Annotated in this window: 1 protein-coding gene; it reads left to right on the top strand. The window is 75.0% G+C overall.

Annotated features, from left to right (window positions below):
• Positions 1–30 precede the first annotated feature (30 nt).
• The gene (locus IE180_RS33080) at positions 31–13,506 is read left to right on the top strand and encodes a type I polyketide synthase (RefSeq protein ID WP_229861155.1); all 13,476 of its coding nucleotides are present in this window, start codon (positions 31–33) and stop codon (positions 13,504–13,506) included.
• The last annotated feature ends 43 nt before the right edge of the window (positions 13,507–13,549 follow it).

The following is a 13,549-nucleotide window of genomic DNA, read 5'->3' as shown; positions in this document are numbered from 1 at the left end:
ACCACCTTCTTGGAGCTGGGTCCGGACGCGGTGCTGTCCGCGATGGGCGCCGACTGCCTGGCCGAACAGAGCGGCGACGCGGTGTTCGTCCCCACGATGCGCCGTGGCCGCCCGGAGCAGCGCGAACTGGTCCGCGCGCTCGCCCTCGCGCACGCCCGGGGAGCCCGGACGGACTGGGGGGCGTTCTTCTCCGGGACCGGCGCCCGCCGCGTGCCCCTGCCGACATACGCCTTCCAGCGGCGGCGTTTCTGGCTGAATCCCACCGGAGGCCGGCGCACCGGCGAACACCCCGTGCTGGGTGCGCCGGTGCCTCTCGCCGATTCCCCTCGTGTGGTGCTGAGCGGCGGCATCTCGCTCCGGTCACATCCATGGCTGGCGGACCACACGATCTCCGGCGTCACCCTCCTTCCCGGCACCGCCTTCGTCGACATGGCCCTGTGGGCCGGCGCACAGCTGGCCTGCGGGAACCTCGCGGAACTCACCCTGGAGACGCCGCTGGTGCTGCCGGACAGCGGTGGTGTCGCGGTCCAGGCCGTGATCGGGGAGCCCGACGAGAACGGGCTGCGGCCCGTGGAGATCTACGGGCGCCCCGAGGAGTCGGCCGACGCCGCGACGGACGAGACCCCGTGGACGCGGCATGCGCGCGGGGTCCTCGCTCCCGAGGCCGGCTCCGAGGCCGGTGACTCTCCACTGTCTCCCGACGAGGCCTGGCCGCCCCCCGGCGCCGAACCCGTCGACATCACCGGCCTGTACGACGACCTGGCCCACCAGGGATACCTGTACGGACCGGGGTTCCGTGGGCTGCGTGCCGTCTGGCGCCGCGACGGTGAGGTGTTCGCCGAGGTGGAGACGGTCGGCGCGGCAGCGGACGCGACGGGGTTCGCCGTACATCCGGCGCTGTTCGACGCCGCGCTGCACGCAACGGACCTGGTGGCGGCGGAGGCGGACGCCGGGCCCGACGCCGTCCGGATTCCGTTCGCCTGGCGCGGCGTCTCGTTGCACACGATGGGGACCTCGGCCCTGCGGGTCCGTATCGTCGCGACCGGTGCGGACGAGGTGTCGCTCGCCCTCGCCGACACGTCCGGCACGCCCGTCGCCACCGTCGAGTCGCTCGTCCTGCGCGCGGTGCCGGACGGGCACCTGGCCTCGACGCCTCCAGGCCGTCACGGCGCGCTGTACCACGTGCGATGGGACCCGTTCCGGCTCCCGGCAGTGTGGGAAGAGGCGGCTCCGCCCACCCTCGACGACCTGCTCGGCTCGGACGGCCCGGTACCCGAGGTCGTCGTCCTGCCGTGCCGGCCGCCCGGGGACACCGATGTACCGACCGCCGTACGGGCTGTGCTGGAACAGGTGCTGGACGGCGTACGGGCATGCCTGGCGGACGAGCGGTTCGCCTCCACGCGGCTGGTCGTGCTGACCCGTGGTGCGGTGTCCGTCGGCCCGGACGACGGCATCGACCTCCTCCAGGCGCCGGTCTGGGGCGCCGTACGGGCGGTGCAGGCCGAGCACCCCGGCCGCTTCGCACTCGTCGACAGCGATGACGCTCCGGAGTCCCTGGGCCTGCTGGGATCGGTCGCCCGGTGCGGTGAGCCCGAGGCGGCCCTCCGGGCGGGTGCCGTACGCGTGCCACGCCTGGCCGCACCGTCCGGCGACCGGGGACAGAAGCCGGGAGGAGGATCGTCGTGGGGCGCCGACGGGACCGTTCTGGTGACCGGCGGCACCGGGGCGCTGGGCCGGGTCGTGGCACGGCACCTGGCGGCCGAGCACGGCGTGTGCCACCTGTTGCTGGCGAGCCGACGGGGCCCCGAGACGCCCGGTGCCGGTGAGCTGATCGACGAACTGGCCGTGCTCGGAACCCGGGCGGAGGTCGTGAGCTGCGACGTCTCCGACCGTGCCGCACTGGCCGCACTCCTGTCCGCGATCCCCGCCGAACGTCCTCTGAACGCGGTCATCCACACCGCGGGGGTTCTCGACGACGCGCTGGTCGACCGGCTCACGCCGGCACGGCTCGACACCGTCCTGGCCGCCAAGGCGGACGCGGCCCTGCACCTGCACGAGCTCACCCGCGATCTGGACCTGCGGGCGTTCGTGCTGTTCTCCTCCACCGCGGCCCTCCTCGACGCCGCCGGACAGGGCAACTACGCGGCGGCCAACGGCTTCCTGGACGCCCTGGCCGTCCACCGCCGGTCGCTGGGCCTGCCCGTCGTCTCGCTGGCCTGGGGCCTGTGGACCGGGTGCGGCGGCATGGGGGACCGGCTCGACGCGGCCGCGCGACGGCGCGTCGAGCGCCTGGGGCTGCTGCCGCTGACCGTGGAGGAGCACCTCGCCCTGCTGGACGAGGCCGTGGCCGGTGACGCGGTGAACGTCGTGCCGGTGCGCCTGGATCCGCGCGCGCTCCGGTCCCGGGCCGACGACGTGCCGAAGCTGCTGAGCGCACTGGCGCCCGGGCGGGCCCGCGGCCGGAGCGCCACCGCGTCACCGCCCCTGGCCCAGCGGCTCTCCACGCTCGCCGAAGCCGAACGTGCCGAAGCCGTGCTCGACGTCGTGCGCGCCCAGGTCGCCGGGGTCCTCGGGCACGACACGGCGGAGGACATCGACGCGACCCGGGCGTTCGGTGACCTGGGGATGGACTCCCTGGCCGCCGTGGAACTGCGCAACCGCCTGAGCACGGTGACGGGCCTGACCCTCAACGCGACGCTGGTCTTCGACCATCCGACGCCCAGGGCACTGAGCGCCCACCTCGCGGAGCGACTGCGCGGCCGTGACACGTCCGTCTCCCCTCCCGCTCCCACCGCCCCGGCGCCCGCCGCCTCCGACGAGCCGGTGGCGATCATCGCCATGGCGTGCCGCTACCCCGGAGACGTGCGATCGCCGGAAGACCTCTGGCGACTGCTGGCCGACGGTTCGGACGCGATCTCCCCCTTCCCCGCCGACCGGGGCTGGGACGGCGGTCCGTACGACCCGGAGCCCGGTACGCCCGGCAGGACGTACTGCCGCGAGGGCGGGTTCCTCCACGACGCGGCCGACTTCGACGCCGACTTCTTCGGCATCAGCCCGCGCGAGGCCCAGGCCATGGACCCGCAGCAGCGCCTGTTGCTGGAGATCTCCTGGGAGGCGTTCGAGCGGGCGGGCATCGATCCGCACACGGCGAAGGGCAGCGACACCGGGGTCTTCGCCGGAGTGATGTACCACGACTGGGGCCTGCGGCTCGGTCCGCTGCCCGAGGACATCGCCGGCTACCACGGCAACGGCAGCCTGGCCAGTGTCGTCTCGGGCCGGGTGGCCTACGCCCTCGGCCTGGAGGGACCGGCGGTCACCGTCGACACCGCCTGCTCGTCGTCGCTGGTCGCCCTCCACTGGGCCGTCCAGGCGCTGCGGCGCGGCGAGTGCGGTCTCGCGCTGGCCGGCGGCGTGACCGTGATGTCCACCCCGGACACCTTCGTGGACATGAGCCGGCAGGGCGGTCTCGCCGGTGACGGCCGCTGCAAGTCCTTCGGTGCCGGGGCCGACGGCACCGGGTGGGGCGAAGGCGCCGGCGTGCTGCTGCTGGAGCCGCTCTCGCGGGCCCTGCGCAACGGCCGCCGGATCCTGGGCCTGATCCGCGGATCGGCCGTCAACTCCGACGGCGCCTCCAACGGGCTCACCGCGCCCAGCGGCCCCGCCCAGCAACGGGTGATCCGGCAGGCCCTGGCGGCGGCCGACCTGAGCGCGGCCGACGTCGACGCCGTCGAGGGCCACGGCACCGGCACCGCGCTCGGCGACCCCATCGAAGCCCACGCGCTGCTGGAGACGTACGGCCGGGAGCGGCCCGAGGAGGGCCCGCCCCTGTGGCTGGGCTCCGTCAAGTCGAACATCGGGCACACCCAGGCGGCCGCGGGCGTGGCCGGTGTGATCAAGACGGTGCTGGCGATGCGGCACGGGCTGCTGCCCCGCACGCTGCACGCCGACGAGCCGTCGCCGCAGGTCGACTGGGCCTCCGGCGCCGTACGGCTGCTGACGGAACCGGCCGACTGGCCGGAGACCGGGCGTCCGCGCCGGGCGGGCGTGTCCTCGTTCGGCATCAGCGGCACCAACGCCCACGTGATCGTGGAGGAGGCCCCCGCGCAGGGAACGGGAGTGTCCGACCGCTCAGACCGCCCCGACCGCTCGGCCCTCGTGCCCTGGGTGGTGTCCGGCCGAACCCCCGGGGCGCTGCGTGCCCAGGCGGCGAAGCTGCGGGACCACCTGGACTCCCTCGCCGACGACCGGATCACGACGATCGGCCGGGCCCTGGCGACCACACGGGCGGCGCTCGACCACCGGGCGGTCGTCATCGGCGCCGACCACCACGAACTCGCCCTCGCCCTGGACGCCGTGGCGGACGGGGACCGGGGCGGCTCCGTCGTCGACGTCGCGCGGGAGGGCAAGCTCGCCGTCCTCTGCGCGGGGCAGGGGGTACAGCGCCTCGGAATGGGAAGGGAGCTGTACGGGACCTTCCCTGCGTTCGCCTCCGCCTTCGACGCGGCGGCGGCCGAGCTGGACCGTCACCTGGAACGCCCGCTGCGGCAGGTGGTGTGGGGCGAGGACCAGGTGCTGCTGGACCGGACCGACTTCGCGCAGGCGTCGCTGTTCGCGGTCGAGGTGGCGCTGTTCCGCCTGCTGGAGTCCTGGGGGCTGCGCCCGGACTGCCTGGCCGGGCATTCCCTCGGTGAACTGACGGCCGCCCACCTGGCCGGACTGTGGTCGCTCGCCGACGCGGCGCGACTGGTGGCGGCCCGGGGCCGGCTGATGCGGGCCCTGCCGCCCGGCGGGGCGATGGCGGCGGTGCACGCGGCCGAGGCCGAGGTGCTCCCCCTCCTGACCGACCGGGTGGGCATCGCCGCGGTGAACGGTCCCCGAGCGGTGGTGCTGTCCGGCGACGAGAAGGACGTCGAACGGATCACGCGCGACTTCTCGTCCCGTGGCCGGACGGTCAAACGGCTGCCGGTCTCGCACGCCTTCCACTCGCCGCTGATGGAGCCGGTGCTCGACGACTTCCGGGAGGCCGCGGCGAGCGTGACGTACCGGCCCCCGCGCGTCCCCCTGGTGTCGAACACGACGGGCCGGCTCGCCACGGCCGCCGAGCTGTGCTCGCCCGAGTACTGGGTCCGGCACGTCCGCGCCGCCGTACGCTTCGCCGACGGCGTCGACTCCCTGGTGGCCACGGGCGTCAGGACCTGCCTCGAACTCGGTCCGGACAGCGTGCTGTCGTCCCTCGGCGCCGACCGCGTCGGCGAGGAGCGGGACGTGGCGTTCGTGCCGACGCTGCGCCGCAACCGGAGCGAGGAACGCGAAGTGCTCCTCGCTCTTGCCCGGGCCCACGCCCGGGGAACGGACGTCGACTGGCGGGCGTTCTTCGCGGGGGAGGAGGGGCACGTCGACCTGCCGACCTATGCCTTCCAGCGCAAGCGGTACTGGCTCGACACCCCGGCCCCAGCGGCCACCGGACTCGACGCCGCCGGACTCGAATCCGTCGGACATCCGCTGCTCGGCGCCGCCGTCACCGCGCCCGACCCGGACGCGGGCGCCGACAGCGTGGTGCTCACCGGCCGCCTCTCGACGTCCGATCCGGCGTGGGCCGCCGACCACGAAGTGCTGGGCAGCGTGCTGCTGCCGGGCACGGCCTTCGTCGAACTCGCCCTCCGGGCAGGCGATCAGGCGGGCTGCGCGACGATCGAGGAACTCACCCTCGAAGCGCCGCTGGCGCTGCCCCGCGACGGCTCGCCGATCGTGCTCCGCGTCGTCGTCGGCGCTCCGGACCCCTCCGGGACCCGCACGCTGAGCATCCACTCCCGGGAGGAGGACCCGCGGCAGCCGTGGACGCGGCACGCCACCGGATCCCTCTCCACGGCTGTCGCCGCGCCGTCGTTCGACCTGACGGCCTGGCCACCGCCGGGCGCGACCGAGATCGCCGTGGAGCACGCGTACGAGCGCCTCCACGACCGGGGCTACGGATACGGCCCCGCCTTCCGGGGACTCGGGGCGGCCTGGCGGCGCGGGGACGACGTCTTCGCCGAGGTGGCCCTGCCGGAGACGGCCCGCGCCGACGCCGGACGCTTCGGCATCCACCCGGCGCTGCTGGACGCCGCGACGCACGCCGACCTGCTCGACGAACGGACCACGACCCTGCTGCCGTTCGCGTGGCGGGGCGTGTCGCTGCACGCGACCGGGGCGACCTCCCTGCGCGTCCACCTGCGGCGGGTGCGCGGCGACGAAGTCAGCTCGCTGCATGTGGCCGACGACAGCGGCCGGCCCGTGGCCACGGTGGAGTCCCTGGTCTCCCTGCCGGTGACGGCGGAACGGCTCGCCGCCCATCCCGGGCGGGCCTCCGGGCTCCACCACGTGATCTGGCAAGAGGCCCCCGCGGCGGGCGAGGCCCCGCCGCTGCCGACCGTGCACGACCTCGCCGCCGATGTCCCCGCACTGGTGCGGCACCCGGTGAGCCGGGCCGCCGCCGTCGACGTCCCGACAGCGGTACGCGAGGTCACGCACGAGACCCTGAGGTCCCTACAGTCCTGGATCGCCGACCCCCGGTTCGCCTCCTCGAAGCTCGTGGTGGTGACCCGTCGCGCCGTGTCCACCGGCCCGCAGGACGACCCCGACCTCAGCCAGGCGCCGGTGTGGGGCCTGGTCCGCGCCGCGCAGGCGGAGCACCCCGGCCGCTTCGTCCTCGTGGACACCGACGGCACCCCCGAGTCCGAGCGTGCGCTGTCCGCGGCCGCCGCGTCCGGCGAACCGGAGACCGCCCTGCGCGACGGCCGAAGGCTCCTTCCCCGGCTGGCCCGCACGGCGGCGGTCGAGCCCACGGACACCGACGCACGGCCGTGGAACCCCGACGGCACCGTCCTGATCACCGGCGGCACCGGGGGCCTCGGCGCGCTCGTCGCCCACCATCTGGCCGCCCGGCACGGCGTACGGCACCTGCTGCTCGTCAGCAGGCGCGGCGCCGAGGCGCCCGGTGCCGACGAGCTGACGGCGCGGCTGTCCGGCCTCGGAGTCCGGGTCACCGTCGCCGCGTGCGACGTGACCGACCGGAGCGCGCTGGTGGCCCTGTTGGGCACCGTCCCCGACGACCACCCGCTGACGGCCGTCGTGCACGCCGCCGCCGCCTGGGAGGGCGGGCCGGTCGAGACCCTGTCCGCCAGGAACGTCGACGCGGTTCTGGCGCCCAAGGCGGACGCCGCCTGGCACCTGCACGAACTCACCAAGGACCGGGAGCTCACGGCGTTCGTGCTGCTGTCCTCGGCCGGCGGGCTGGTCCTGCCGTTCGGCCAGGGCGACTACGCCGCCGCGAACGTGTTCCTCGACGCACTCGCGGCGCATCGCCGCTCGGCTGGTCTTCCGGCGAAGGCCCTGGCCTTCCCGCTGTGGGCGGTGAACACCGGCCTCGGCGGCGAGCTGACGCAGACGGACCTGGACCGGATGGCCCGCCTCGGGCTGCCCGCCCTGCCGGCCGACGAGGGACTGGCCCTGTTCGACGCCGCGCAGCACGTCGACGCGCCCGTGGTGGTGCCGATGCGCGTCGACACGCGGGCCCTCGCGGCCAGGACCGACGAGATCCCCGCCCTGCTGCGGGCCCTCGCCCCCGCCGCGCCCCGGCGCAGAACCGTACGCGAGGAAGACTCCGCCGGAGGAGGCCTGGTCCGGCGTCTGACCGGGATGATCGGCAACGAGGTCGACCGGGCCCTGCTGGAACTGGTGCGCACCCATGTCGCCGCGGTGCTCGGGCACGCCGGGCCCGAGGCGGTGGAACCCGACCGTTCGCTCAGGGACCTGGGGTTCGACTCGCTCGCCGCCGTCGAACTGCGCAACCTGCTGGGCGGCGCCACCGGCCTCACCCTCCCCGTCACCCTCGCCTTCGACCACCCCACCGCACGCGCCCTCGCCGACCACCTCAAGTCCCGCCTGAACGGCCGGACTTCGGACGGGCCCGCCCCGGCAGCCCTGTCGCCCACGGCCCCGGCGGCGCACGACGAGCCGATCGCGATCGTCGGCATCGGCTGCCGCTTCCCCGGCGGAGTGCGCTCCCCCGAGGACCTGTGGCGGCTGGTGACCGAGGGCGGGGAGGCGGTCGGGGACTTCCCCACCGACCGCGGCTGGGACCTCGGTGCCCTGTACGACCCGGAGCCGGGCCGGCCCGGAAAGACGTACACGCGCAAGGGCGGATTCCTCTACGACGCCGACGAGTTCGACCCCGAGTTCTTCGGCATCATGCCGCGCGAGGCCCAGGCCATGGACCCGCAGCAGAGGCTGCTGCTCCAGACGTCCTGGGAGGCCTTCGAACGGGCCGGGATCGACCCGGGCTCCGTCCGCGGCAGCACCACCGGTGTGTACGCCGGGGTGATGCACCACGACTACGGCAGCCGGCTGCCGCACGTCCCGGAGGAGCTGGCGGGCTACCTCGGCAACGGCAGTGCGGGCAGCATCGCCTCCGGCAGGGTCGCCTACGCCCTCGGTCTGGAGGGTCCGGCCGTCACCGTCGACACGGCGTGCTCGTCGTCGCTGGTGGCCCTGCACATGGCCTGCCAGGCACTGCGCTCCGGCGAGGTGACCATGGCCCTGGCCGGCGGGGTGACGGTCATGTCCACCCCGGACATGTTCGTCGACTTCAGCCGGCAGCGCGGCCTCGCCCCCGACGGCCGCTGCAAGCCCTTCTCCGAAGCCGCCGACGGAACCGTCTGGTCCGAGGGCATCGGCGTCCTGCTCGTCGAGCGGTTGTCGGACGCCCGCCGCGCCGGTCACCCGGTGCTCGCCGTGATCCGCGGCAGCGCCGTCAACCAGGACGGCGCCTCCAACGGCCTGACCGCCCCGAACGGGCCCTCCCAGCAACGGGTGATCCGCCAGGCGCTGGCCGCCGCCCGCCTGTCGCCCTCCGACATCGACCTCGTCGAGGGCCACGGCACCGGCACCAGGCTCGGCGACCCCATCGAGGCGCAGGCACTGCTCGCGACGTACGGGCAGGAGCGGCCGGACGGCCGTCCGCTGTGGCTCGGTTCCGTCAAGTCCAACATCGGACACGCGCAGGCCGCGGCCGGTGTCAGCGGCCTGATCAAGACGGTGATGGCCCTGCGCGCCGGGCTCATGCCCCGGACCCTCCACGCGGACGAGCCGACGACGCGGGTGGACTGGTCCGAGGGGGCGGTACGGCCGCTGACCGAGCCCGTCGCCTGGGAGACCGACGGACGACCGCGACGGGCCGCCGTCTCCTCCTTCGGACTCAGCGGCACCAACGCCCATGTGATCGTCGAGCAGGCGCCCGAGCCGGAGGCTTCTCGGCCGGCTCCGGAGCCGCCCGGCCTGCCCGTGCTGCCGCTGGTGCTGTCCGCCAGGAGCGCGGGCTCCCTCACCCGGCAGGCGGACCGGCTCGCGGCACACCTGCGGGAGGAGCCGGAGCAGGACCTCCACGACGTCGCCTTCTCGCTGGCGACCACCCGCGCCGCACTGCCGCACCGCGCCGTGGTCCTGGCGCCCGCCCGCGACGCCGCGCTGAACGCCCTCGCCGCGCTGGCGGCGGGCGAACAGCCGCCGGACGTGCTCACGGGTGTCGCCGCCGAGGGTTCGACCGCCTTCCTGTTCCCCGGCCAGGGCGCGCAACGGCCCGGCATGGGCCGGGAACTCCACGCCGAGCAGCCCGTGTTCGCCCGCACGCTCGACGCCGTGTGCGAGCGGCTCGACCCGTGGCTGGACCGCCCCCTGCGCGAGGTGATGTTCGCCGAGCGGGGCACGGCGGAGGCGGAGCTGCTGGACCGCACGGCGTACGCCCAGAGCGCGCTCTTCGCCCACCAGGTCGCCCTGTTCAGGCTCCTGGAGTCCTGGGGCCTCGCCCCGGACGTCGTGCTGGGGCACTCGTCGGGAGAGCCGGCGGCCGCTCATGTCGCGGGAGTCCTCACCCTGGCCGACGCCTGCACCCTGGTGGCCGCCCGCGGCCGCCTGATGCAGGACCTTCCGCCGGGCGGCGCCATGATCGCGGTCGGGGCCACGCCCGAGGAGGTCGCCCCGCTCCTCGGGGAGGGCCTGTTCCTCGCGGCGGTCAACGGGCCGTCCGCCGTGGTGCTCTCCGGAGGCGAGAAGCCCGTACGCGAGGCGGCGGACCGTCTGCGCGCCGAGGGCCGCCGGACAACCCGGCTCCGGGTCTCGCACGCGTTCCACTCCCCGCTGATGGAGCCGATGCTGGCGGAGTTCCGGCGCGTCGCCCAGAGCCTGTCCTACGCGCCTCCCACCCTCCGCGTGGTCTCCACCCTCACCGGCACCGCCGCCCGGGCGGAGCAGTTGTGCTCGCCGGAGCACTGGGTGCGGCAGGTACGCGATGCCGTGCGGTTCGCGGACGGCGTGCGCCACCTGGCCGACGACGGCGTGACGCGCTTCGTCGAGCTGGGGCCCGACGCGGTGCTGAGCGCGGCGGTCGAGGCCTGTCTCGACCGGCACGGCGACCTGGTCGTCCCCGTACAGCGCGGGGACCGGGCGCAGACCGGAGCCCTGCTCACGGCGCTCGCCCGGCTGCACACCGGTGGGGCGGGCCCCGCCTGGGACCGGGTCTTCGCCGGTCGGGGGGCGCGCCGCGTCGACCTGCCCACGTACGCCTTCGACACCCGGAGGTACTGGCTTCCGATGACGCCGGCGACGTCCGGTGACCCGGCGGACCTCGGCCAGGTCGCCGCCGGGCACCCGTTGCTGAGCGCGGTCGTGCCCGCGCCCGAGACGGACGGGGTGGTGCTGACCGGCAGGCTGTCGATCGAGACCCACCCGTGGCTGGCCGACCACGACGTCCTCGGCACCGTGATCCTTCCCGGCACCGGCTATGTGGAACTGGCCCTGCGCGCCGGCCGGGAGACCGGCTCCACGGTGATCGACGAACTGACCATCGAACAGATCATGGCGATTCCGGCGACGGGCGGGGTCGCGGTCCAAGTCGTGGTCGGCGCTGCCAGGGAGGGGGGACGCCGTTCCCTGACCGTCTACTCCCGTCCGGAGGACGCACCGGCGCACAGCCCGTGGACCCGTCACGCGACCGGCTCCCTCATCGCGGCCGGGCAGGCGGACCCCGAGCCCGGCCGGCCGGAACCGGGCCGTGACCCGTGGCCACCGCCGGGTGCGCGGCAGGCCGACACCAGCGACGTCTACGACTACCTCACCGGCCAGGGATACCACTACGGACCGATGTTCCGCGGCCTCAAGGAGGTGTGGCTGCGCGGGGAGGAGACCTTCGCCGAGGTCGCCCTGCCCGAGGACGCCGTCGCCGACGCCGCCCGGTTCGGGCTCCACCCGGCCCTGCTGGACGCCGCACTGAGCGCCACCGACTTCATGGAAGGACGCAAGCCCCAGGACGTCGGCGGCACCCAGCTGCCGTTCTCCTGGACCGGCGTCACCCTGCGGGCCACCGGCGCGACACGGCTGCGCGTACGCGTCACCCCGGTGCGCTCGCACGCGTCGCCGGGGTCGGACGCCGTGCGCCTGGAGCTGAGCGACCCCCAGGGCACTCCCGTCGCCACGGTGGAGTCCCTGGTGGTCCGGCCGGTCACCGCCGCGCGGGTCAACGCCGCCGCCACCGCCGGGACCGCACAGCGCACCTCGGTGTTCCGCGTCGCCTGGAACCAGCTGCCCCTCGGCGCCGCCGCGCACACCGCACCCGGCCGCTGGGCGGTCCTCGGCACCGACACGCTCGGCCTAGGCCCCGACGTGGAGCCGTTCGACAAGCCGGCCGACCTGGCGGAGCGGATCGGGTCCGGCGCGTCGGCGCCCGACCTGGTGCTGCTGCCCGTCGCCTCCCCGGAGACCGATGTCCCGGCAGGGGTGCGGTCGGTGGCGGACGGCGTGCTGAGCGCACTGCGCGCCTGGGTCACCGACGCCCGGCTCGCCGGTGTCCGGCTGATGGTGGTGACACGCGGCGCGGTCGCGGCCTCCCCGGGGGACCGGGTCGATCTCGTGCAGGCACCCGTGTGGGGGCTCGTCCAGGCGGCCCAGGACGAGAACCCGGACTCGTTCGTGCTGGTGGACACCGACGGCTCACCGGCCGCCACACGCGCTCTGGCCGCGGTGGCCGCCTGCGGCGAACCCCAGGCGGCGCTGCGCGGCGGTGAGGTGAAGGTGCCGAGGCTGGCCACCGCCCCCGCCGGGGTGAACGGCCGCTCCCCGTGGAACGCCACCGGCACCGTGCTCATCACCGGCGGTACGAGCGGACTCGGCGCCCTCGTGGCCCGGCGCCTGGTGGCCCGGCACGGCGTCCGGCACCTGCTGCTGACCAGCCGTCGAGGCAGGGAGGCCCCCGACGCGCTGCGACTCGAGGAGGAGCTGACCGCGGCCGGCGCCCGGGTCACCGTCGCCGCCTGCGACGCGGCCGACAGGGACGCGATGGCGGACCTGCTGTCCCGGGTCCCCGACAGCCACCCGCTCACCGCCGTCGTACACGCCGCGGGAGTACTGGACAACGCCCTGGTCGAAACCCTCACGGCCGGACAGCTGGACGCCGTGCTGCGGCCCAAGGCCGACGCCGCCTGGCACCTGCACGAACTCACCCGGGAACGGGACCTGTCCGCCTTCGTCCTGTTCTCCTCGGTCGCCGGCCTGATGCTGGGCGCCGGCCAGGGCAACTACGCGGCGGCCAACCGGTTCCTGGACGCGCTGGCCGAGCACCGACGTGCCGAGGGACTGCCCGCCGTATCGCTCGCGTTCGGACTGTGGAGCGAGCGGACCGGCATGGGCGGCACGGTGACCGAACGCGAACTGCGACAGCTGACCCGCCTCGGCGTGCCCGCGCTGTCCACGGAACAGGGACTGGAACTGTTCGACACCGCGCTGCACATCGACGAGCCGGTGCTCGTCCCGCTGCGGCTCGACGCGCCGGCCGCGGGACCACGGGCCGAGAGGATCCCCGAGCTGCTGAGGGACGTGCTCCAGGTGCCCCCACCCCGCAGCGCACCCGTCGGCACCGTGCGGCAGGACGGCGCCGGGAGCGGCGGCACCTCACTGGAACAGAAGCTGGTGGAGCTTGACGAGGAGCGACGGAAAGCCGTGCTGCTCGACCTGGTCCGCACCCACGTCGCGGCGATCCGCCACGACGCCACGCCCGCGTCCGTCGACGTCGCCAAGGGCTTCACCGACCTGGGCCTCGACTCCCTCGCGGCCATCGAACTGCGCAACCGGCTGCAGTCCGCGACCGGACTGCGCCTGCCGGCGACCCTGATGTTCGACCACCCCAGTCCGGCCGTGCTGGCGGAGCACCTCCTCGCCGAGCTCCGGCCCGACCTGCCGGACCTCTCGGACCGTACTGCCGCCGACCCGGAGGAGGAGCGGCTCCGGCGGGCGATCGCCTCGATCCCCGTCGCGCGGATGCGCGACGCCGGGCTCCTGGACGCGCTCCTCTCCCTCGCCGCCGCACCCTCCGGAGGGCCCGCGCCGATCGGCCCCCGACCGGCCGAGGCCATCGCCGCCATGTCCGTCGACGACCTGGTGCGGGCCGCGCTCACCTCCGGGACCGGCGACCACCAGTGAAGAAAGGGGCACTGTCCACCGTGAGTACATCGGCCGACCAGCT

Source organism: Streptomyces litmocidini (assembly GCF_014649755.1).
Taxonomy (GTDB): domain Bacteria; phylum Actinomycetota; class Actinomycetes; order Streptomycetales; family Streptomycetaceae; genus Streptomyces; species Streptomyces litmocidini.
Note: the sequence above shows the minus strand (reverse complement) of the source record. Positions and strands in the feature narration are given on the sequence as shown.